At 63.0% G+C, this 22,181-nt stretch carries 25 protein-coding genes and 1 tRNA gene; 13 read left to right on the top strand and 13 right to left on the bottom strand.

From position 1 onward, the window contains the following. Positions 1–135: 135 nt before the first annotated feature. The 4 genes from FYJ91_RS00135 to FYJ91_RS00120 all read left to right on the top strand — a co-directional run bounded on the left by FYJ91_RS00135 (position 136) and on the right by FYJ91_RS00120 (position 4,409). Positions 136–2,244: a TonB-dependent receptor domain-containing protein gene (locus FYJ91_RS00135; protein ID WP_149520268.1), complete on the top strand. Its 2,109-nt coding sequence runs from the start codon at positions 136–138 to the stop codon at positions 2,242–2,244. Positions 2,245–2,324: 80 nt separating this feature from the next. Further along, positions 2,325–2,400: transfer RNA gene (locus FYJ91_RS00130), tRNA-Ile, on the top strand. A gap of 174 nt (positions 2,401–2,574) precedes the next feature. After that, positions 2,575–3,144, top strand: a complete 570-nt coding sequence (locus tag FYJ91_RS00125) for an integrase arm-type DNA-binding domain-containing protein (protein ID WP_181008286.1) — start codon at positions 2,575–2,577, stop codon at positions 3,142–3,144. Beyond that, positions 3,141–4,409 (top strand): tyrosine-type recombinase/integrase, encoded by a 1,269-nt coding sequence (locus tag FYJ91_RS00120; RefSeq protein ID WP_149520266.1) that lies wholly within the window; start codon positions 3,141–3,143, stop codon positions 4,407–4,409. Before FYJ91_RS00125 ends, FYJ91_RS00120 begins: the two co-directional genes overlap by 4 nt. Before the next feature lie 7 nt (positions 4,410–4,416). Here the strand turns inward: FYJ91_RS00120 and FYJ91_RS00115 are convergent, their stop codons facing one another. From FYJ91_RS00115 to FYJ91_RS00060, 12 genes are all read right to left on the bottom strand, one after another. Next, the gene (locus tag FYJ91_RS00115; RefSeq protein WP_149520265.1) at positions 4,417–4,995 is read right to left on the bottom strand and encodes a hypothetical protein; all 579 of its coding nucleotides are present in this window, start codon (positions 4,993–4,995) and stop codon (positions 4,417–4,419) included. A gap of 15 nt (positions 4,996–5,010) precedes the next feature. Further along, entirely contained in the window at positions 5,011–5,952 is a 942-nt protein-coding gene (locus FYJ91_RS00110; RefSeq protein ID WP_149520264.1) for a hypothetical protein, read from the bottom strand. A gap of 68 nt (positions 5,953–6,020) precedes the next feature. Beyond that, a complete protein-coding gene (locus tag FYJ91_RS00105; protein ID WP_149520263.1) occupies positions 6,021–6,254 on the bottom strand; it encodes a helix-turn-helix transcriptional regulator in 234 nt (77 codons plus the stop codon). A 198-nt stretch (positions 6,255–6,452) separates the two neighbouring features. Continuing rightward, complete coding sequence (locus tag FYJ91_RS00100; protein WP_149520262.1) at positions 6,453–6,896, bottom strand: hypothetical protein; 444 nt, start codon at positions 6,894–6,896, stop codon at positions 6,453–6,455. Beyond that, positions 6,893–7,126, bottom strand: coding sequence for a hypothetical protein (locus FYJ91_RS00095; protein WP_149520261.1), 234 nt, complete (start codon positions 7,124–7,126; stop codon positions 6,893–6,895). The genes FYJ91_RS00100 and FYJ91_RS00095 overlap by 4 nt, the downstream gene beginning before the upstream one ends. After that, the gene (locus tag FYJ91_RS00090; protein ID WP_149520260.1) at positions 7,126–7,644 is read right to left on the bottom strand and encodes a hypothetical protein; all 519 of its coding nucleotides are present in this window, start codon (positions 7,642–7,644) and stop codon (positions 7,126–7,128) included. Before FYJ91_RS00090 ends, FYJ91_RS00095 begins: the two co-directional genes overlap by 1 nt. Positions 7,645–7,672: 28 nt before the next feature. Beyond that, positions 7,673–8,176 (bottom strand): hypothetical protein, encoded by a 504-nt coding sequence (locus FYJ91_RS00085; protein WP_149520259.1) that lies wholly within the window; start codon positions 8,174–8,176, stop codon positions 7,673–7,675. Continuing rightward, the gene (locus FYJ91_RS00080) at positions 8,173–9,414 is read right to left on the bottom strand and encodes a helicase HerA domain-containing protein (protein ID WP_425473954.1); all 1,242 of its coding nucleotides are present in this window, start codon (positions 9,412–9,414) and stop codon (positions 8,173–8,175) included. The genes FYJ91_RS00085 and FYJ91_RS00080 overlap by 4 nt, the downstream gene beginning before the upstream one ends. Further along, positions 9,414–10,544: a DUF6551 family protein gene (locus tag FYJ91_RS00075; protein WP_149520258.1), complete on the bottom strand. Its 1,131-nt coding sequence runs from the start codon at positions 10,542–10,544 to the stop codon at positions 9,414–9,416. The genes FYJ91_RS00080 and FYJ91_RS00075 overlap by 1 nt, the downstream gene beginning before the upstream one ends. Beyond that, complete coding sequence (locus FYJ91_RS00070) at positions 10,541–10,807, bottom strand: hypothetical protein (RefSeq protein WP_181008285.1); 267 nt, start codon at positions 10,805–10,807, stop codon at positions 10,541–10,543. Before FYJ91_RS00070 ends, FYJ91_RS00075 begins: the two co-directional genes overlap by 4 nt. 23 nt (positions 10,808–10,830) lie before the next feature. Then, on the bottom strand, positions 10,831–11,112 hold the full coding sequence (locus FYJ91_RS00065; protein WP_149520257.1) for a hypothetical protein: 282 nt from the start codon (positions 11,110–11,112) through the stop codon (positions 10,831–10,833). Positions 11,113–11,286: 174 nt separating this feature from the next. Further along, positions 11,287–11,910: a LexA family protein gene (locus tag FYJ91_RS00060; RefSeq protein WP_149520256.1), complete on the bottom strand. Its 624-nt coding sequence runs from the start codon at positions 11,908–11,910 to the stop codon at positions 11,287–11,289. Positions 11,911–12,254: 344 nt separating this feature from the next. Here FYJ91_RS00060 and FYJ91_RS00055 point away from each other — a divergent pair, with 344 nt between their 5' ends. From FYJ91_RS00055 to FYJ91_RS00035, 4 genes are all read left to right on the top strand, one after another. Next, on the top strand, positions 12,255–13,262 hold the full coding sequence (locus FYJ91_RS00055) for a DUF7146 domain-containing protein (protein ID WP_281290549.1): 1,008 nt from the start codon (positions 12,255–12,257) through the stop codon (positions 13,260–13,262). Continuing rightward, entirely contained in the window at positions 13,259–14,653 is a 1,395-nt protein-coding gene (locus tag FYJ91_RS00050; RefSeq protein ID WP_149520254.1) for a replicative DNA helicase, read from the top strand. Before FYJ91_RS00055 ends, FYJ91_RS00050 begins: the two co-directional genes overlap by 4 nt. 31 nt (positions 14,654–14,684) lie before the next feature. Next, positions 14,685–15,506 carry a hypothetical protein gene (locus FYJ91_RS00045; RefSeq protein WP_149520253.1) on the top strand — a complete coding sequence of 274 codons (822 nt, stop codon included), beginning with the start codon at positions 14,685–14,687 and terminating at the stop codon, positions 15,504–15,506. 199 nt (positions 15,507–15,705) lie between these two features. Next, positions 15,706–16,569 carry a hypothetical protein gene (locus FYJ91_RS00035; protein WP_149520251.1) on the top strand — a complete coding sequence of 288 codons (864 nt, stop codon included), beginning with the start codon at positions 15,706–15,708 and terminating at the stop codon, positions 16,567–16,569. Between the two features lie 146 nt (positions 16,570–16,715). Here the strand turns inward: FYJ91_RS00035 and FYJ91_RS00030 are convergent, their stop codons facing one another. Next, positions 16,716–17,276, bottom strand: coding sequence for a hypothetical protein (locus tag FYJ91_RS00030; RefSeq protein WP_181008283.1), 561 nt, complete (start codon positions 17,274–17,276; stop codon positions 16,716–16,718). A gap of 60 nt (positions 17,277–17,336) precedes the next feature. On the opposite strand from FYJ91_RS00030, the gene FYJ91_RS00025 reads away from it, so the two are divergent. The 5 genes from FYJ91_RS00025 to FYJ91_RS00005 all read left to right on the top strand — a co-directional run. Next, positions 17,337–17,669, top strand: a complete 333-nt coding sequence (locus FYJ91_RS00025) for an HNH endonuclease (RefSeq protein WP_149520249.1) — start codon at positions 17,337–17,339, stop codon at positions 17,667–17,669. Between the two features lie 96 nt (positions 17,670–17,765). After that, positions 17,766–18,200, top strand: a complete 435-nt coding sequence (locus tag FYJ91_RS00020; RefSeq protein ID WP_149520248.1) for a P27 family phage terminase small subunit — start codon at positions 17,766–17,768, stop codon at positions 18,198–18,200. Between the two features lie 175 nt (positions 18,201–18,375). Beyond that, positions 18,376–20,010, top strand: coding sequence for a terminase large subunit (locus FYJ91_RS00015; RefSeq protein WP_246152331.1), 1,635 nt, complete (start codon positions 18,376–18,378; stop codon positions 20,008–20,010). 9 nt (positions 20,011–20,019) lie between these two features. Beyond that, a complete protein-coding gene (locus tag FYJ91_RS00010) occupies positions 20,020–21,324 on the top strand; it encodes a phage portal protein (RefSeq protein ID WP_149520246.1) in 1,305 nt (434 codons plus the stop codon). Continuing rightward, on the top strand, positions 21,314–22,181 hold an 868-nt coding region (locus FYJ91_RS00005; protein WP_149520245.1), incomplete at its 3' end, for a head maturation protease, ClpP-related. The genes FYJ91_RS00010 and FYJ91_RS00005, both read left to right, overlap by 11 nt.

Below are 22,181 nucleotides of genomic sequence, written 5' to 3'. Positions count from 1 at the left end.
ATCCAGCACCTTCGCCGAAAGATGTCAAAATGTTGCAGGTGCCTTGCTGAGGCACGACGAGTGGCCGCACAAAGTGTCTTGATATAATATCTCACGAGGCATAGGCAGGCGAGGTCACAAAGGGAATATTATAACATGACGCTCGCCTCTCGGCTCGCACTCTCCTCCTCGCTCGCGCTCATCCTCGCGGCTCCCGCTTTCGCCGAAGACGCGGCCGACGCCGACTATCACCAGACGCCCACCAACGACATCATCGTTTCCGCCCCAATCCAGCGCGACCGGATGGACGTGCTCGCCAACAGCGTCGCCATCAGCGGTGAAAAGCTTCTGAGCATGGTGCGGCCGACGATCGGCGAAACGCTGCAGCACACCGCCGGTGTCTCGGCCAGTTCGTTCGGCCCCAACGCGTCGCGCCCCATCCTGCGCGGCCTTTCGGGTAGCCGCGCGCCGGTGCTGACCGACGGCATCGGATCGATCGACGTGTCGAACACCAGCGCGGACCACGCCGTCGTTATCGATCCGCTGCTCGCCGATCGTATCGAGGTGGTTCGCGGGCCTGAAGCGCTGCTCTACGATTCCGCCCCACTCGGCGGTGTCGTCAACGTCTCGGACAAGCGTATCCCGCGCGCCATTCCCGACGAAGCCTTCCATGCCGATTTCACCGGGGGCTATGGCACCGCCGCGAATGAGCGGACGATCGGCGGCGCGATCGACGCTCCGGTCGGCGGCGGCTTCGTCGTCCATGCCGATGGCAGCTATCTGAAGACCGGCGATCTCGACATTGGCGGGCATGTGTTGAGCCGTTCGGCCCGTGCCGACGCGCTTGCGTCTGCCGCGCTTCCCGCCGATCCGGATGCCGATCCGGAGATCGATTTCGGTGCCAATGCTGCCTTGAAGGACAAGCTGCCGAACAGCGCCGCCAAAACCTGGACCGCCGGCGCCGGCGTCGCCTATATCGGTGACCGTGGCAGCTTCGGCATCTCCTACGGCCATTATGACAGCCTTTATGGCATCCCCGCCCGTTACGCGGTGGTGCCGGGCGAGGGACAGGAGGCGCCGCGCCTCGACGTCCTCCAAAACCGCGTCGACGCGCGCGCCGAGATTGAAACCGGCGGCGATCTGCTCAAATCGATACGCATCCGCACCGGTTATGCGCATTATCGCCATTTCGAGCTCGAGGAAGACGGCGCGATCGGTACCGCCTTCTACAATGACGGGTTCGAAGGTCGCATCGATGTCGTCCAGGCCGATCGCGGCGCCTGGCGCGGATCGACCGGCGCGCAGATCACCGTGCGCGATTTCAACGTGATCGGCGAAGAGGCATTCCTGCCCAAGAGCCAGACCGACAAGCTCGCCTTCTTCACGCTGCAGCAGCTCGATTATGGCGCGTTCAAGGTCGAAGGCGCTTTACGCTACGAACGTGCCAATTCGTCGGCGAGCCCGCTGGATAACCAGAGCCAGTTCTTCTCCGGCAAACGCAGCTTTGATTCCTTTTCGGGGTCGCTCGGCGCCTCTTACGGCTTTGATGACAATTGGCGCGCGGGCGTGAACGTGATGCGCACCGAGCGCGCGCCCACGCCCGAGGAACTGTTCGCCAACGGCCCTCACGCGGGCACCGAAGCGTTCGAGATCGGCGATCCCGCCTTCGACACCGAACGCGCCTGGGGCGTCGAAGCGGTGCTGCACGGCAAGGGGCCGGGCTTCACCGTCCACGCCTCAGCCTATCACAATTGGTATGACAGCTTCATCTACGACATCCGCACCGGCGCGCTCGAAGATGGCCTGCCCGTCTATCTCAACCAGCAGGGCAAGGCGCGCTTCTACGGCTTCGAAGCCGAAGGCACGCTCGATATCGCCACGATCGGCGACTACACGATCCGCGCAGACGCGCTGGGCGACTATATCCACGCGAACATCAAAAGCGTCGGCCCCGCCCCCCGCATCCCACCGCTTCGCCTGCTTGGCGGACTCGGCGTCGAAAGCGACCGGATCGACGGTCGTGTCGAGGTCGAATGGGTCGACAAGGCGCAGCGGCTTGCGGTGAACGAAAGCCCGACCGACAGCTATACTCTGGTCAACGCTTCGCTGACCTTCCACCCCTTCACGGGCGACAAGACGACCAGCATCATCCTGTCGGCGAACAACATCTTCGACGTAAATGCCCGCCGTCACGCAAGCTTCCTGAAGGATTTCGCTCCGCTCGCCGGTCGCGACTTCCGCATCGCGACGCGCTTCTCGCTCTAAGACGGACTATCGTCCCCGGTGAAAGCCGGGGACGCTTGCCAGCGGGCGCGATCCTCCGCTAATCGCCGGGACGCTGGTTGGGGCCTGTAGCTCAATGGTTAGAGCTGGCCGCTCATAACGGCTAGGTTGCGGGTTCGAGTCCTGCCGGGCCCACCAGTGTTTCCCCTCATAGCTTCCATAAAGCGTCGCAAACCTCAATTTTTCGGAGGTTTTGGCAATGTCGCTCTTCCACTAGTTCTCATTTTCGCCGAGACATCTCGGGCCGGGCGGGGGCAGCTTTGGGGGCACTGGGGACTTGATGTCCTTCGGATGCCCCCATATCATCGTGACATGCTGACAGATGCCCAGATCGCCGAGGCCGCTCCAACGGACCGCGCCTACAAGATGGCCGATTCGAATGGCCTCTACCTGTACATCACGAGGGCCGGCGCGAAATCGTGGCGGCTGAAGTACCGGTTTGGGGGCCACGAGCAGCGGCTGACGTTCGGTCTTTACCCCGAGATCACCGTCGAACGCGCGCGCGAGCTACGGGACCAGGCTCGACTATTGCTGAAGGCGAAGCAAGATCCTCGCCGCGCTCTAGAGGTGGTCGCTCAGCGGGATGCCGCCTTCTTTCTGCTCACCCCGCCTGAGACCGAGGGGACGCCTAATGTGTATTTCGTCAGGCAGGCGTCGGGGCTCATCAAGATCGGAGTGACCAGGAACCTGCCGGCGCGGCTGGCGCAGTTGCAGCTTGGGGGCGATCGGCCTTTGGAGCTCATGGGTGTGCTTAGCGGCGGATTCGCGACAGAGGGCATGCTCCACCGCCTTTTCGCCGAGAGCGCGGTCGGTGGCGAATGGTTCACGCCATCACCTCGCCTGCTCGAGTTCATAGAAGAGAACATCGAGGTGGCCGGATGACACTGACCGCCACCGAAGCGCGAGCCGCGAAGGCTCGTGCAAAGGATTACAAGCTCGCAGATTCGGGCGGGCTCTACCTCTTCATCACCACGAAGGGTGCGAAGTCGTGGCGGTTCAAATACCGTTTCGCAGGCAAGGAAAAGCGGCTGACCTTCGGCCTGTTTCCCGAAGTCTCGCTGAGCGCCGCGCGCGATCGCCGCGACGACGCCCGCGCCATCCTGCGCGAAAACAAAGACCCAGCCGTTGAGGCCGAACGGCGCAAGCTCGCCGCTATTGCGGCGGCGGGCGCGACCTTCAAGGCGGTGGCCGAAGATTGGCAGCGCGACGAAGCCCCCGGCTGGTCGCCCAGCCACACGGCCCGCGTCCGCTTTAGGCTCGAGCGTGACCTATATCCCGCCCTCGGTAAGATGCCCATTGCCGACATCACCGGCCCGATGGTGTTGCGCGAGCTGCGCAAGATCGAGAAGCGCGGATCGATCGAGACTGCAAAGCGGGTGAAGGGATACGTCGTCGCGATATTCAAGCGCGCCAAAGGCGAGCACCTGGTCGGCGCGGACGCGGTTCTCGGGATCTCGGAAATCGGCGACGCGCTCAAGCCGACCCCGGCAGGGTCCAAGCAGCCCTCGCTGACGAAGATCGAGGATCTGATCGAACTGCAGCGCGCGGTGGACAGGTCGACGGCCGGCATCACCACGAAGCTTGCCTCGCGCCTGATCGCACTCACCGTCGTTCGCGTCGGCGTTCTGCGCACCGCGACATGGGATGAGTTCGAGGGTATCGACTGGGACGATCCTGACGCCCCTGCCCCGGATGCCATGTGGCGCATCTCCGCTAGCAGGATGAAGCTGGACGTCGAGGACAAGGGGAACGAGGCGTTTGGGCATGAGGTGCCCCTGTCCACCCAGGCGGTGGCGCTGCTGCGCCAGTTGCGATCGATCACCGGCAACCGACCGTTCCTGTTCCCTGGCGGCAAGAGCTGGCGCGAGCCGTTGAGCGATTCTGCCATCAGTTCGCTCTACAAGCGGATGGCCGGCGGTGCTTACAAGGGGCGGATGGTGCCACACGGCTGGCGATCTGCCTTCTCGACAGTCATGAACGAGCGCGCCGCTGAGTTGAGCCGCGATGGCGATCGCATGTTGATCGACATGATGCTGGCGCATGTACCGCAGGGGATGTCGGCATCGGAGTGGGCCTATAACCGCGCACGTTACCTGAAGCCGCGTCGCGAGCTGGGGCAGGCTTGGGCCGATCTGCTGGCAAACTAGAAGTCCGCTATTCGACTTGTTCAGACCCACGGTCGCGCACGATTTCAGGATCCGGCCGCTGAAGCCTGTCCGTGAAATAATAGAGGCCGACCAGCGTCGCAGTGAAGACATGGCAAAGCCAAAAATTATACATAAGTAGGAACAGGCCAGCCGCCGGACGATGAAATACCGGCATGATGAGGAGCCTAGCTCCCGGGGCGATCAGATTCGCCAGAAGGCCGGCCACATACAACGCGAAACACGAAAACGCCAAGTACCCAAAGAGTAGGCATAAAAATCGGCGGCGCTCAATCGGGTCGATACCACGCCCGAACGTCACGGGCGGGTATCCGGCAAGAGGCTGAGACAACGCTTTTCCAGCCGTCGTCGACACCAACGTTAAAGCCGTGACAAAGAAGCCGCCGAGAATAGCGTAGAGGTTCTGGAGCCCCGCCAAGAAACCGGAACCGCCAAAAACTGGACCGACCTTGGGCCAAAAAAGCAGTATGCTGGTGAGCACGATCGTGCCGACGCCTGGCAAGATCTTGTCCCACCATGTTTTCGTCGGGTGACGCACCCTCCAATAGCGCAATGGCGCCAACAGCATTTCCGGTCTCCAACGCTAGGCGTACTGGTCGATCATGGCAGCGACGAACTCATCGCTGATTTGGTCACAGCACTCTGGCAATCCGTTCTCTATATGTACCATCTCGCGGTGCGCGAACATAGCGGTACCTAAATCTGCAAGATCCGTGCGCATCTCAGCGGACCCTCCGCGCTTTTCGCCCGGCAGTCGCCAGCTGACCCTCATGTGTCCATAGCCGTTTGCGGAAGCCACGTCTTTCAAATCGTGTAGCGCCTCCGTGAATGTTCTCCCCGGGGCGGGTTTGACCTTTACCGTGAGCATATGCTGCCGCACCGAAAACTGCGGATTCTCGTCAAAAGCCGGCACGCGCCGCGTGTCGAACAGCGTCACGGGGAGAAACGCGCCGTGCTCCAGCGCGCGGGCCAGATCTTGAGACTGCCGAGGATTGACCTCGACAATAGCAGCAAAGTTATTCCAACGGCCCGTGTCCGGATTAAGGAAGCGCTCGCCTCTATCCTTTGATATTTGACGCAGCGCGCGATTGAGCAAGCGCGTGACCGGGGTGCGACCGATACCTCGAACCTCTTCGAGCAGCATCCTATACCGATCGGGCCTATCATCGTCCGGACTTAGGCGGACCAAACAATGGGCGCTGTACCCTTTGACTTCGCCATCCTCTTTCTCCGGCGAGCGGGCACCACCCAAATCGAAATGCAGAAACGCCGGGTCAGCGCCCCGCTTGTTGCCTAACGTAATCACCATCGCCAGGGCCTCGGTCCCATCGGCCAAGTTAACCTTACGTGCCTGGGCTATGCGTGTGACACGGCTTTCATGCTCGAATACCCGCTTCGCCTCACCCCGGCCCACTAAATGAATAAGATCGTCGATGTAGTCGGCTAATATCGGCTGAGGAGCGCTGGCGTGGTCGGCTCGAAACTCAAAATCACAAAATAGGCACCAGCGATCAAACGTATCCACGAATCGAGTCCCCCCAGTTGTCGCCGGGAAGTTACTCCATCAGTTGGACATCAAACAAATAGGTCGAACTACGAGACGGTATATGCGCTCAACCGATAATTGGCGGGGCTCGCAACAAACTCGTCAATGTCGCTCTCGTACCAGCCCACCGCCCTCCCCCCAAGCGGCTCACGCTTCGGGAACGTGCCAGCGGCCTCGCGGCGGTACATCGTCGGCACGGACAGCCCCGTGCGCTGCTGAACCTCGCGAGCGCGGAGGATGCGGTCTTTTCGCCGATCTTTCGGCGGCAGTTCCGTGGTCATCGGGAAAGCCTTGCGATTTGGATGGCAATCTCGGCGAGTGCCATCGTCAGCCAGAATATTGCGAGGGTCAGGAGGGTGAGCTGGCGGGTCACAGGCTGGGTCCGTCCAGATCACACCAGAGGCCGATTGACAGCACCATCCGTCGACCAATCCAGATACCCAACCAGACGCTGGGGCGGCAGCCTGCAATCTCGGCGATCACTCGGACTTCTCCGGACGCGCGCCGCCGAGCAGCAGGATCAATCCGTCGATCACCGCTTCCGCCTGGCCAAACTCGTGCGGCTCAACCGGCACCTCGCCGTAAAAACCGAATGCGGGATACATCGAGCCAAGGTTATAACGGGCGATCGCGTGGCCGCCGGATAGGATCGCAGCACGCCGCACACCATCCTCAGCGACGGTAGCCGCCCGCGCCTCGGCTGACACAAGCGCCGCTCGCTCAACCTGAAGTGCAGCGCGAAGCGCCGCGATCTCCTTATCGCGCTCGCGTGCGCGCTCGGCGCCTTCGAAACCGACAATGATGAGCGAGGCTAGCACCGTGCCAGCAACGACGTTGGCAGTGAGCAGCCCAGCCCACCAAGATACAAAGCTGAGCCACGCCACAAGCGCGATCGCTGGCCACCAGTCGCGAATGACTTTCATCGGTCTTGGCCTTTCGTGATTGGCACACCCGAGCGCGCTTCGCGGCGCGGTACCCGGATATTGGCAATGCGATCGGCGGCTTGATGAAGCCTGCGCACGTCCTGAGACGGCGACAGTCCTTCACGCACCTGCTCGGCTGAACGTCGATCGTGCTGCTCGGCGAGATCGAGGACGGCCGTTCGTGCCAGCTCGCGCGCCGATTTGAAGCCGTGCCCATACGGATCGGTCATCAGGCCTCTCCCGCTGGCTGCGCCATGATGTTCGCGCCAATCAAATCCGCGACCTCTGAGCGCGTCTGCACATCCGCCGCGAGCAGCTGAGCCTCGAGGTGCTTAATCCTCGCGCAGAGCAGCGCGACATAGACAGCCGGCACGATGGCATCGGGACCAACCTTGCCCAAGGTCTGATAGTAACCGTCGGTCTCGGCTGGCGGCAGCGGGGGCAGCATCGCCTCGACATGCGCGACCAGTCCGACGGGCCAAGGGTTCGGAGTTTCCTCGGGACGCGGACATCCGCGCGTCACGCGCAACAGCATCGCGCCGACGCCGAGCAGGATCACCGCCTCGTCGCGTGAGACGCGATCGGCAATGCCGGCGACGGCTTCGGCCAAAGTTTCCATGCCATCTACACCAGTCATGGTGGTGGGAATTTCGCGCTCGATCTGCGCCATCGTGATGAGGTTCGCGACAGCTGAGCCCACGTTTACAGGCCGCAGAGCGGATGGCAGCGATATGATGTTGTCGTTCATTTCTCGGTACCCTCGTGCTGAGTTTTGATCATGCCGCCCGCCTCTGAGGCTGGGTCTCGGCTTGCCGCCGCCGCGTGACGTTCTGTTCCCGCTCGGCCATCTGCTCCGGCGTCAGGAAGTGTAGGTAGTTTTTGGCGCCACCCTTCGACATGCCGAGGCTCCGGTCGATGTCGCAAAGGCGATCGCCGTCGACGAGCATCTCAAGTGCGATGCGACGGCGCTCCAATATGATGACGGATTCCGCGCGCGTGCGCCCAGGCACGCAGTCGGCGGGCCAACTCTTGGCGTAGCTGTCGGCGCAGCCATACGGGTGAAATCTGTCCTTGCCGCAGCCGCACTGCGGATGCGTGCCGTTGAGCTTCATGATGGCAAGAAACGGCGCAGCTTCACGTCGGACAACATCAAGTCGCAGGCCCAGGATCGCGCAGATATCGCGAAAACTGCCTACGCTCGGGAGCAGCTCGACCAGCTGGGCCAACTTGTCCGGCGTGATGTAATAGGCTTCGCCCGTCCTAGTGCCTGGCCGGCTCATTTGACGATCCTCAGCGCCGGGGCAACCGGTAGGTCTTCCCCATCCTCATCGGCGAGCATCAGAGATTGCATCGCTTCAGCCGTGAGGCTGGGGAGCGGGGTAAGCCCCTTCTCGGGGCCCGCCTTCCCCAGCGTGATGACAGAGCCAACCTTCACCTTGAGAGGTCGCCGCGCGATCGCCGGCCCGAGCCCGAGAAACTCGCCCCGGCTCAAGTTTCGGATGTCCTCGGCTTGCGCTCGCTGTAAGCCGAGCAGATCCGCGGCGCGGGCGATGTCGATATCTAAGAAGGTCCGGCCGAGTAGGAAGTTAGACGCCTCCGCTGCGACGTTCTTGTGCAGTTTCGACAGTCGCTGGGTAGCAATGATCCCCGCAAGCCCACGCTTGCGGCCCCTGCACATCAAATTGGCAACCGCCTGCTGGCTGCTCTTGCGAGTTTCCTTATCCTCCCCATTGTCGCCGGCCGGGGCGTACAAATGCGCCTCGTCGATCGCGACGATGATCGGATGCCAATGCTCAGGCGGCGCATCGAACAGGCCTGACAGAAACGCCGAGACAGCATCCATCTGCTGCTCGATCTCTATTCCTTCCAGGCTCAGGACGATTGAGCCGCGCAGGTGCCGGGCCTTGGCCGCGATCCCGCATAGGCGGCTGGCTGCAAAATCCTTTGCGTTGATCACCGTGTGTCCGAAGGCGTCGCCGAAGCTGACGAAATCGCCCTCCGGATCGATAATGACCTGCTGCACGATCCCAGCGCACTCTTCGAGCAGCCGCCGTAGAAGGTGGCTTTTGCCGCTCCCGCTGTTGCCTTGAATCAGGAGCCGGGTAGTCAGCAATTCTTCGAGATCAACAAACACCGGCCTGTCCACGTGAATGCCGATCTCAAGCGCATTGTCGCCCGTCGGCTGGACCGGCGCCACGTAATCCGCTTGCGCCTGAGCGGGGGTGATCAGCCGCGGCTCTGCGGCAGGGGGGGCATCGCCTTTGCGAGCCGCGGCTGATCCGGCGCGCGGGGGAGAGACGCGCCGTACTGGTGATGTGTATTGCTCCTCTTGTGCGCGGGCCTTCGCTGCCGCCGAGAGGTTCTCGGGCAGTCCAGCCTCTCGCCGCCACGCGATTATGTTATTCACGGACGTGTTGTTTGCATCCGCGATCTCGCGATCGGTCTGACCCGCACCGTGTAGCGCGAGCGCAAGCATCTTCTGGGTTTCCCCAAAGAAGGTGGTTCGCTGGTGCAGCATTATTCTGCCTCCGCTTCTGCGTAGGCCTCGGCCAGCGCCTTCATCATAGCTTCCGCGCGCTCTTGACCGCTTTCGGCGCCATCGACGGCCTCTTTCCATCCGGGGATGCCGACCTCGGCGAGAACGGTCTCCATCAAGGCGCTGTCAATCGGGTTGCCTGCCTTGGAGCGCTCCTGAACAATCGAGCAGAGGCCCTCGAAGACGGCCCCCACCCCGGTTAGGACGAGCCCTTCGAATGCCCGAGCGATCATGCCGAGAACCTGCTCGACGACCGGCTTTCCGTGGCTGTGAAGCGCCCGCGTGATTGCGGTTACGAACACCACTTCGCCCGGCTTCCAATATTGCCACGCTTGAATCCGGCCGACGGCGAGACCGGCGGCGGTGACCACCTCGTTCACGGCCACGGCCTTAGTGTCTCCGGCGATCACGGCGGCGTGGAAGTCGTCCAACTTGCTCATCGTGCGCCGACTGCGGTTCGCCTGGACGAAGAGTTCCGCCTCGCCGCGCGGATCGTCGAAATCGAACACGACGACCGGAATATCTCTGATGTCGCCGCGAAGACGAGCCGCCTCCAGCCGATGCTGCCCATCGATCACGTAGAGGCTTCCCTGACGTCGGGAGACGATCAAAGGCAGGCAGAGCCGCCAGTCCCAGTTCTCAGCGATCTTGACGATGAGCTTCTGCGAAGCCCCACCCTCGATCGAGCGCTGGTAACTGTCATCCACCATCAGCTGGTCGACCAGAGCGAACTGCGGCGCCGGGGGTGATCCAATCATCGCCTTCAGCTTAAGCGGCTTGTCGCCCGATGCCTTAGCGAGCGGCGCCTGCTTTTCTTCGCGTCGACGCTCGCGTTCGGCCTCCGCGCGATTGGCGAGGTTCGCGACCACCTCATTGTCTTCACCGGCCGCAGCCGCTAGCTTCTCCTGGACCAGCTTGGGCGGGCAGGCGAAAACCTGTTCCCCGAACTCGAACACGGCGTATCCCGCCTCAACCTTTACCACGCCGTCAGATGCTTCGATCTCGAAGCTGCCATCGGTGGCGACATCGGCCGTCGTCATGCGCTCAAGGATCCAGTCAGGAACCTCTTTGCCCGTGACGCATATCCAGATTTTCGATGGTGCGTTCGTCATGCCGCGCTCCTGCCGAAAGGAACGACGACCGGATCCTTCTGCTCACCGCCATTTGGTCCTGATCCGCCAGCGGGGGTGAACCGACCGCAGGAGCGACTGGCGTGCACCTTGGGAAAGACGCTGACCGGAAACCACGCGCTGGGCATGGCTACGGGCGGCTCGGCAGTGCAGACGCCAGTGTCGGGAGTGGCCTGCGGATCGATGATCGCCGAAGCGAGCTGTGCGCCGGCCTGATCGAAGAAGGCGCAGTTGGCACACTTCACCTCGGAATGCTGAGGATTGCCCATTAGATGCCCCCGATTTCTGCCGAATGCATGTTGATCAGGGCCACGGCGCGACGCACCTCACCGCCCTGCAAGTCAACCAGGCAGTGCAAATGCAGCGCGTCCTCGACAGCCGTCATGAAGCCACCGCGTTCGATTGCCTCTTGAAGAGAGGCGATCCGGCGGATGTGGAGCGCGAGTGCGTCCGAATACTTGATCAAATCGGTAAGGGGCTTCGGCGGCGAGGCCGCCAATTCAGCCATGCTTCCCCGGCTGATTGGGGGTTTTGGTGCGTCACCGGCCACTGCGGCCTCCCTGCGTTCGAGGAGCAGGGCCGATCCGCGGAGGCTGCCGTCAGGCGAGCACGCATTTCCTTTCCCTGCGCATCGGCGTCTTCGGCCCGGGGGCGATCAACCGATACGCATAAGGCTAGCCTGAGCGGCTAAACAGTCAACAGTGATTTTCGCCGCTCAGGCATATTACAGTGCCGCGATGCTGTAGATGACACGTCCGATGACGGTGAAAGGGACTTTTCCCAACGGGATCGGCTTGTGATCAGGGTTCGACGACACCGGCTCAAGTCGCATGGGATCGGCCCGAAACCGCTTAAAGGTCGCCTCATGCTCACTGTTCATGATCGCGTAAACCTTCCCGTCTCGTAGGTCGCCGTCCTCAGGATCGACCACGATGAGGCTGCCCGGCGGGGCAATAAGGTCCATGCTATCGCCTACCAGTTCGAGCGCGAAGGCAGATGAGCTTGTGCTGACCGGAACCGCCGCAAGTTCGGTGCTATCTAGCACAGCCTCCCGCCAATTGCCGGCGGCGATTTGGCCGATCAGCGGAATAGTGCGCAGCGGCTTCTGTCGGTCAAGTTGCTGATCAAGCACTTCACCAGGATCTACCCCAAGTGCGACGCAAATCTTGAAGATCCAATCGAGCGAGATGGTACGCATCGATTTTTCGATTTTCGCGAGCGTGGTGAAATGCACCACCTCGTTATTCTGCGCTGAAATCTTCGCAGCGAGCTGCTCTAGGGTGTAGCCTTTCTCAAGGCGAAGCTCGCGCAGCCGATGCCCAACAGCTTCGATTTGGTCCTTGATCAAATTCGCCTCCCGCCTAACTGCGCGCGACTTAGCCCAATAGGCCAAACAAAGAAAGGGGATAAACGCGAATTAGCCCCTTGCGCTAATAGCCCCTCAGGCTAATCTGTTGGCATGCAGCTTATGGCCTATCTAACCCGCGAAAACCTCACGTACTCCGAGTTCGCCCGTCGAACCGGCACGCCACACGCGAGGACCATTGAGAGAATAGCGAAGGGCGCGCGAAAGCCCGGCAATCGAATGATGCCGGCTATTATCGCCGCGACCAACGGCGAAGTGACGCCCAACGACTTTTACGATCTACCCCGACAGGCCTCCCCTGCTTCTATTGCCGCCGAGGCCTGACTGTGCCGGGGCGGGGAAACTCTCGGTCCGGCGATCGTCGCCGCGACCCGGCTGCTGACGCCGAGTTTCGACGGCTGGTCGAGGATGCAAAGGCGCGTCACGACATCAGCGCTGTGGTTGCGCGCAGCCGCAAGGTCGAGCGCGCCGGACGTGCAAAGCGGGCGGTCTGCGCGTTCCATCAGGAGCGCAGCCCGAGCATGCAGCTCTACGATAGCCAGGGTCGCTATCATTGCTTCGGATGCGGCGCCGACGGCGACATCGTCGAGTATGTGATGCATGTCGAGCGACTGGACTTCAAAGAAGCCCTTCGCTGGCTAGGCGCTGCCGACCTGCCCGTCGTTGATCCAGCCCAGCGGGCGATCGCAGCCGCTGAAGACGAGGTTGAGCGGGCCGAGGCGATCGCGGAGGCGCGCGCAATCTGGGACGCTGCCGGGCCAGCGGCTGGATCGCCAGCGGAGGTTTACGCCCGCTCGCGCGGGATCACGATGTCCCTGCCCGCGACAATCCGCTTTGGCCACTGCTACCGCTGGCGCGATCGAGAGACCGGCGAGGTCGGCCCCTCCCTGCCCGCCCTGATCGGTGGCGTTTCCGATGATCAGAACCGGCTGGTAGGTCTGCAGCGCATTTTCCTGCGCGACGGTGGGAAAGCGAAAGCCGCGATGAAGCGCGCTAAGCTGAGCCTTGGGCGGGTTCGTGGCGGTGCGCTGCGGCTCGGGCCGCCAGCCAATGAGATTATCGTCTGCGAAGGCCCGGAGGATGGGCTGACGCTGGCGCAGGAGATGCCCGGTCGATCGGTATGGGTCGCGCTCGGCACAGACATGATGCCAGCACTGATGTTGCCGCCGATTGTCCGGACCGTCGTGTTGGCGGGCGACAATGACGACGCCGGGCGCGCCGCGATCGACAAGGCGGCTCGTGCGCTGGGCGAGCGTGGCCTCGATGTGCGCACCATGTTTCCCCGCATCGGCTTCAAGGACTTCAACGACCAATTGCGGGGGATCCGCCAGTGAGCGTGTTCGCTGTGCGCGAAGCCGGATCGGCTGACCTGATCCTGAGCAACCCCGCCGCTGAGCAGAAAATAATCGGCCAGTTGCTCTATGATGACAGCTGGGCCGAGGTGATTGGCGACAAGGTCGATGATCGCGACTTTGCCGATCCATTGCTGGGACGCATCTTCGCCGTCGCCATGCGTGAGGTCGCGGAGCGCCGCCGGGTAAATCTGGTTCTGCTTGCACCGCTCTTCAAAGACGATGACGAGTTTCACGACGCGGGCGGTCAGCGGTATCTGCAGGATCTCACCCGAGATGCGATGACCGACCGGCTGGACGATGCGTATTGCTCGCAGGTCCGCTTGCTTGCCACCCAACGCCGCCTGATCGCATCGCTGCGCGAAACCATTCAAAGCGCATCGGTGCCGGGTGCCGACCTTCCCGCGATCGTGGCGAGCGCTGACAGCGCGCTCAGCGCGGCGATCGAGGCGCGTGACGACATCACCTTCCGCGACGGCAGCGATTGCATCGACGAGGTCATTGACGGCTTCGATCGCCAGATCGTCGGCGTCACCAGCGGCATCGTTGAGGGCATCGACCATCTGATCGGCGCTATCCGCCCCGGCTGGCTCGGTATCCTCGCCGCGCGCCCCGGCATGGGCAAGACAGCGACGATCGTGAGCTATTTGCGCGGCGCGGCGGCGCAGGGGCACCATGTCCTGCTCGCCAGCCTTGAGATGACGTGGGAGACGCTCGCCCTCCGCCTGATCGCTGACCACTGCCACAGCACGGGCCAGCCGGTGTCATTCGACGCGATCATGAACCGGCGGGTGCAGGATCATCATCGCCGCCAGATTCGCGCGATGCGCGACGAGATCGCCGCTCTGCCAATGAAAGTGATCGACAAGCGCTGCCACACGCTCGGTCAGCTGCGCCGCGCCATTCGGCGGCATAAGCGCCTTCTCGAAGTGCAGGGCAAGAAATTGGACCTGGTCGCCGTCGACTATCTCCAACTGCTTCGCCCCGATCACCGTGGCAATTCCGAGTTCGACGATGTCAGCGAGGTGAGCCGCACGCTGAAGCAGATGGCCGGTGAGGAAGATGTGGCAATCATCGCGCTGTCCCAGCTCAGTCGATCGGTCGAAAGCCGTGAGGACAAGCGCCCTCGCCTCTCTGATCTGCGCAGCAGCGGCCAGATCGAACAGGACGCCGACTTCGTGATCTTCCTGCTCAGCGAGGAATATTATCTCTCGAAGGAAGAGCCTCGCAGCGACGACCAGCACTATGACGCGTGGGCCTCGAAGATGGAGCGCGCTCGCGATCGGCTGGAGTTCAGCTGCGCGAAGTTCCGCCACGGAGCCGACGGTATCCACCACGGCAAGTTTTTCCGACGCTTCCAGGCGGTACGCTGATGGCACGCCTCTCGATCAACATGGAGCCCCTATGACCGGCTGGTATCGCATGCCCCGCGGGTGGATGGATCACCCCCTTTTCCAAGGCGAGGCATTTTGCAAGCGCACGGCTTTCCAGTGGATGGTCGAGCAGGCTGTATATCAGCCGACGACCATCGCGACGAAGGGAGGTGTGATCAATCTCCAGAGAGGCCAGTTCTCTCATTCAATCCGCTTCATGGCGGCCGCGTGGAGGTGGGATGAGAAGAGGGTGCGGCGCTTTCTCGATGCCGGTGCGGCGGCGGCAAAAATTGAGCGCGGCGAGGCCGCAGGCCAAACCGTAATAACTATCTGTAACTTCGACTATTATCAGCCCCTCCCGCGCGGCGGTGCCGCAGTAAACGGTGCGGCGGTGCCGGACGAGCGCCGCGGCGGCGCCGCAAAGAAGAAAGAAGGGAATGAAATAAAGAAAGAACCTCCCGCGCGCGAGCGCGCGACGGCGGGACTGGGTTATGCTTTCGATGGGCAGACCGTCCGGCTCAACCAGCGGGACTTCGACCAGTGGGCAGGCAGCTTTCACGCCATCGCCGATCTACGCGCTGAGTTGGCGTCGATCGACAGCTGGTGGCAGGCGCAACCCGAAGATAAGCGGCGCGGCTGGTTCCATGCCACCAGCCGGATGCTCAACGCCAAGCACCAAAAGGCGGTCAGTGAGCAGGCTGCCTCAACCGCCGCCAGCGATGAGGCGATCCGCCGGATGGACGACTGGGATCGGCGCAATCCGGATGCGGTCGACCGCTACGCCGAGATGACCCGGATGACCCGTGAGGCCGAGGCCTACTGGGACGCCGAGCTTGCGAGGACTAAGCATTGAGCCGGGTGCGATCATCGCTAGCGAGCTTCGCCCCGCTCAACCACCTCCCGGACCCTGCAAGGGCTCGGCAGGCGGCCCGCGCGGCGTGGCACGATGCTGGCCTGATCCTCATCAATCCCGAATGGCTGCCCGGCTGGGCGGATCGCAAACAGGCCGAGATCTTGGCCGAGAAATGTCACGGAAAGCGGAAGGTGACGAAGTGAGCGGCGAACGGAAGAAGGATATCATCGACGTTCGCGCCGGACTTTCCGAACGGACGCGGGCCGCGCTGGCTGGCGCGATCAGGCCCAAGAAGCAGGCCGACCGCCCCAAGCTGCCGCGTGCCGATCCGGCCGAGCCGACGCCAGAGCGCATGCGTCACTCCGAGTTTGTCCAGGCGCCGGTCTATGACATCCTGCCGGGCGGGCGGCGGACCATGATCGGAAAGGCTTGGCAGGTGCGCCCTCGGTTCCTCAGCATCGAGGGGCTTAGCCCCGCGCAGCTTCGCGCGCTGGCGATCTACCGCAAGGCGTTCGACGAGTCCGAGCGTTCGGAGGTCAAGAGCCAGCTCAACGTGGGGACCGGAGGCCGGTCGACGTTGTCCGGCGCGGATCTGGCGATCGCTCGGCTGGAGGGCATCGCCTTTGCCGACCTCGCCCTGCAGCGGATCGAAGCGAGGGTGAAGAACGAGCTTGCCGTGCTGCGGGCGGTGGCCTTGTTCGATCGAGACTTTACCGAAGTCGCTATCGAGCTTTTCGGAGGGCGCGAAATCCAGAAGATCGACGCACGGCGCAAGCCGGCCGTGACGCGGAACATCGTGGTCCCGAAATCTGGTAAGCATCGCACCGAGGCGAGGGATCGGTTCATGCGGGCGCTGGTCGATCTGGTGGCCGCGGTCAGCGCGCCAAAAGTGGTGGCCGCGCCGGCGGCCGAGTTCCTCACCGGCGCGATCGTGCCGATTGGCGTGGACGAGCAATTCCTTGATGAGCGGGGCTATATGCGGCCTTGGGAGGAGGTCCGCGACATCATCTTGGCTGCCATCCAAACCGTGGCCACGTGTGACCCAGATGGAGGGGCGAGCTAAACAGTGCTGCGTTAACATCAGCCTCTTGCGCGGGGGCACGAATTGAGGCACTTAGACCACAGTGCATTCGTGCGCTCAGAAAAACCCGCCCTTCCCCGGCGGGTTTTTTTGTTGGAGGAGCGGTTGATGCTGGCTTGGCTTCAAATCTACGCGATCGCCGCCGCTGCTTCGAGTTGCCTCTTGATGGCGATTGTAATCCGTCGTTCGATCGCGTCGGTGGATACTAGGCTAAGGCGCATCGACAGCTTGCTCGACCGGATGGACGATTTGAGCAGGTAGATCGTCTCATGAGAGACGTCTCCGCCGCCCCAGTGCTGATGCCTTGGGGTTCCCGCAGCGGCCGTTTCCGCGCCCATCTTGAACACTGACGAGCAGGTCCGCTCGGCGGCTTGGAAATTGATCAGGTCGTCGAACGTGCCGGTCCTCTCGGCAAGCATCGCCGAAAAGCCTTTCGCCCCGCGCGGGCGCTTGATCGACATGCGCGTCGAGCGCCACGCCGTGTCAGTCACGTTCCGCACCACAATGTTGAGCGCTATCCAGTCGTCATGTTCCACGGCCTGCCTCGGGGAGCATGTGACCACCGGAAACTCGGCTTGGCGCTGCCAACGGAATACGCGCCAAGCGATGATCGACGCAGCGGTAGCCGCGATCGCGCCCCACACACCGACGATTACCGCTGGCGATGTCCAACTGTCTGCCACTGCCACGTTCTCCCCTGCCCCTTCGGTTGATTAGGGTGGTCGAGCACTAAGACCAAGGGGGCTCGTATGGGCGAGCGTATCCGGGGCTCGGCTGGGGTCAAACTGCGTAAGCGCCGCTTGGCGCGCACGGGCGGCCTGTGTGAGCGATGCGAGGCGGCAGGTCGTGTCACCCTCGCCACCCGCGTCGACCATATCCAGCCGCTGGCGCTGGGCGGTGAGGACGTCGACGAGAACACCCGCAACCTCTGCGAGCCGTGCCACCTCGAGGTGACGGCCGAGCAGTTCAATCACGCTGCCCCGATCGAGGGGCGCGGCATCGGGCGCGACGGGCGGCCGACCAGCGCCGACCACCCCTGGAACCGCGATCGGTCAGGCCCACCCCCCGGGTCGAAAGTCTGAGAGGCCGCGAGGCTGGACACCGACGGCCCCCTCCGTGCGCACTGAGATGTGTTTTCAAGTAAAAAGTTCGGGGTCATCCCGAAGGGATGGTGCTGCATGAACGTGATCGAAGGCAGCGGCGACATCGTTGTTGAGCCCGATTGGGACGCCTTTCTGAAGTATCCGGCCGACAAGGAATCGGCCCGGGCTTATTGGCGCTCGATCACGAGCGAGATGCGCAACCGCAATATTCTCGCGCCGGCCAATGCCCACGCAATAGCGCGGCTGGTGATGATCTACATCGTTCACGACAAGGCGGCGATCGACGCTGCGAACCTAGGGCCGGTTTCGAAGCCGAAGCGAGGCAATCCGAAGGCGATCGCCCGCATTAGTCCGCACTTCACCGCTATGAAGGAGGCGGCCACCTCGGCGGCGGCGCTTGAAGCGGAGCTGGGTCTGTCGCCACGCCGCCGCGGTGGCGCCGCCCAGGTCGAACGTAAGGCGCGACGCGCGACTGGCGCGGATGCGTATCTGAAGCCCGTTGCCAAATAGGTTTCTTTCCGCGCCCGACCCAACCACGGCATGGGCCGAGGCGGCGGTCGCAGGGCGGATCGTCACCGGAGAGATCGTCAGAGCGCAGGCCGAGAGGCACCTGCGCGACATTCGCGACGCCGAGAAGCGTGGCTTGTACTGGCGCCCAGAGCTGGCGGCGCACGCGCTGGGCTTCATGCCGGCGGTGCTGGCCGTCACTGATGGCCCGAGCGCCGGGCAGCCGTTCCACCCGCTGTCCTGGCACACCTTCGTTGTCGGCAGTATCTTCGGCTGGGTGAATGCGACCGGGCGCTGGCGCTTTCGCTCTGCTTGGCTCGAAACAGGAAAGGGACAGGCAAAGTCTCCGCTGATGGCGGCGATTGGCCTCTACATCATGGGCTGGTGCGATATCTCGCGAGCTCAGGTCTTCGCGCTGGCCAACGATAAGGCGACCGCTAACGTGCTCTTCAGGGACGCAACGGCGATGTGCCGGGCCGACATCCCAGAGCAGGATGAGGGCGATAGTCTTGAGACGCGCGGCGAGGTCGTCATTCGCGGCGAACTTGAAAACGCCTGGATGATCGAGCACCCGGAATCGAAGTCGTTCTTCCGCACCCTCGCCGGTGGCGAGCGCCAGTCCGGCCCCCGGCCTGCCGCGGTGTTGGCCGACGAGATCCACGAGTTTCGCACCGACACGGCGATTAACACCTGGGAAGAGGCAATCACGAAGATGGCGGGCAACGCCATTATGATCCTCGGCACGAACACGCCCGCGACATCGCAGCATGTCGGCACTTCCTTCTCCGACAAATATCAGGACATCGCGCTCGGGAAGGTCAAGGACGACACGGCGTTCGCCTTCGTCGCCCGTGTCGATAAGGCTGACCGCGAGACGGTTTTCGCCAACGAGGCCTGCTGGCCAAAGGCGCTGCCGGCCCTCGGCGAGACTTTCCCGATCGGCAATATCCGCGAGCGCGTCGTGACGGCCCAAACGCGGATATCGACCGCATCCTCCGTGAAGCGTCTCTATTTCGGGATTCCTACGGGCGCCGCCGACTTCTGGATCGCGGAAGAGGCCTGGGCAGCGGTTCAGGGGGCGGTCGATACAAAGGCGCTGCGCGGCAAGCGCTGCTATCTGTCCCTCGATCTCAGCCGGAAAAACGATCTCACCGCCCTATCGGCAGACTGGATCACGCCGCGTGTCGACAAGGGCCCACTGCACGACGTCAAAACCTGGTACTGGACGACCAAAGAGGGGATCGAGGATCGCGCCAAGGCGGATTCGGCGCCCTACGAGGCGTGGGTCGATGAGAAATATCTGACGGCGGTGCCGGGTAGCGTGATCGATATGACCTTCGTTGCGGCGAAAGTCAGGGAGATCGAAGCCGAACACGACGTCGCATTCCTCACCTTCGACGCCGCTTTTATCGCGAGCTTCATCGAAGCCTGTGACGAGATAGGTTTCCCAGTCTGGCGCTATGAAGGTCCGGGCAAGCCCGACGGCAAGGGGATGAAGCTGGTCGCCCACGCGCAGGGCACCCGCGTCCTGTTCGAAGACAAGCAGCTCTGCATGCCGCAGTCGATCACGAAACTGGAAGACGCCATCCTTGACGGGTCGATCACGATCGACGCGTCGCCGGTGACATATAGCTGCGCGGCCAATGCCGCGCTGATCGAGGACGGCCAGGCCAACCGAGCCTTCGACAAAAAGCGGTCGCGCGGCCGCATCGACGGGATCGTGACGATCGCGATGGTCGTCGGCGCTGCCGCGATGAACGAAAAGCCGAAAAAGAAATCGGTTTACGCCTCGCGTGGCGTCCTGCGGATCTAAGGAGGCGGCATGGCAGGATTCACGTCGCCCGATCAATATAGGGCAGCGGCTGGCTATCGTCGTAATGGCGCGCAGCCTCAGCGCATCGGGCATCCCCAACTGGCTGGCCCGATCGTCGCATACGAAACTTATTCGCTGAGCGATCCTGCCCTGCTGGAGATGATGCGGGGCACTGGCGGGCGTACGGGATTTGCCGGCGTCGCGGTCAACGAGCGCTTGGCGCTTCGCAATAGCACCTTGAACCGTGCCCTTACGCTTCAGTGCGGGTCGATGGGCATGCTGCCGCTGCACCTCCGCCGTCGAAACGGCCGCGATACCGAAAAGGCGACCGACCACCCGCTGTTCAATGTCCTGCATCGCAAGCCGAACGACTATCAGACGGCATCGCGGTTCAAGAGCTACATGCAGCTCTGTGCCCTGCTCGATGGCGCAGCCTACGCGCTAAAGATCAAATCCCGTGGCGCGGTGCGCCAGCTCGTCCCGCTCGCCCGCGGAAGCATCAAGCCGCTGCTGTCGGACACCTTCGATCTGACCTTCCGGTATAACCGGCCAAGCGGCGGTACGACGATCCTGCAGGCCGACGACGTCTTTCACTTCAGCACGCCCCTGACGCTGGATGGCCTCAACGGCATTTCTATCCTCGATGTCGCGGCCGACACGCTGGGCATGGCCGTGCGAGCGCAGCAAGCGGCCGCCCGCCTGCTCACCAAGGGCACAATGGCGCGCGGCGCGCTGGAGACGGATGTATCACTCGGCGCCGAGGCGATCGGAAACCTGAAGGACAGCTTGCGCGAGGACTATGCCGGCGTCGGCGCGACCGACGACTGGCTGATCCTCGAGGAAGGTCTGAAGGCTAAGCTCTTCGCATCGACTGCCCGGGATTCGCAGCTGGTCGAGCTGATGAAGCGCGAGGCGGAGGAAGTCGCACGGTTCACCGGCGTTCCCCGGCCGCTTCTGATGTTCGACGAGACGAGCTGGGGAAGCGGCATCGAGCAGCTGTCGCTGTTCTTCATCACCTACTGCTTGATGCCCTGGTTTGTGATCTGGGAAGAGGCGGTGTGGATGTGGCTGCTCACCCCGGCCGAGCAGCAGACCTATTACGCGAAGTTCAATGAGGGCGCACTGCTTCGCGGTTCGCTCAAGGATCAGGCCGACTTTCTGAAGGCCGCGCTTGGGCCGAACAACGGCTACCTGACCCAGAACGAGGCGCGCGAGACGATGGATCGCAATCCGGTCGACGGTGGCGACGACCTGCCCCGCCCCGGCACCACCGCCGCCGCGATCATGCAAGAGGAAAAGACCGATGCAGCGTAGCAGCTTGCTGACCCGCACCGCGCTCTGGGGGATCCGCGCCGAGCGGCCGCCGGCCATGCCCGACCTGGCCGGCGGCAACGATTGGCAGTTCGAAACCCAAGCGCTCGCGTCAGACTTCGCGAAGTTCGAAGTTTCCGCGCTTGCATCGGACAACCCTACGATCTCGATCTTCGACCGGATCGGCGCCGATTATGAGGGCAATGGCGTTACCGCGGCGCGTGTCGCTGGCGCGCTGCGCTCGATCGGCAACAAGGCCGTTACAGTCGAGATCAATTCGCCCGGCGGCAACTATTTTGAGGGCGTCGCCATCTACAATCTGTTCCGCCGGCACCCGATGCCCGTCGCGGTGCAGATCCTCGGGATCGCCGCCTCGGCCGCGTCGATCATCGCCATGGCCGGTGACACGATCGCGATCGCGCACAATGCCGAGATCATGATCCACCAGGCGCAGGGCGTTTTCTTCGGTAACGCTGACGATATGGAGGCCGCGATCGCGACCCTCCGCAAGCTCGATACCGCGATGGCCGACACCTATGTCGCGCGCACCGGACTGGAACGCGACGAGCTGCTCGCGATGATGAAAGCCGAAACCTACATCGGGGGCCAAGACGCCGTCGATAAGGGCTTCGCCGACGAGGTTATGGCGCGCGAGGCTCAAATGCCGGTCTATGCCAGCAGCGATATGCCCACCGACAAGGCGTCCCTCGACAAGTTTCTCGCGACCAAAGGCATTTCGCGCTCCGAGCGACGTGACCTCTATCGCGCGATGGGGATCGGCATGCCGCGCGCTGCCGAGCCCACCCCCGCCACGCACAACGCTGGCAATGAACCGGAAGCGGTTGCCCGCCTCCTCCACG

Origin of the sequence: Sphingomonas montanisoli, assembly GCF_008274695.1 — a bacterium.
Classification (GTDB): Bacteria; Pseudomonadota; Alphaproteobacteria; order Sphingomonadales; family Sphingomonadaceae; genus Rhizorhabdus; species Rhizorhabdus montanisoli.
Note: the sequence above shows the minus strand (reverse complement) of the source record. Positions and strands in the feature narration are given on the sequence as shown.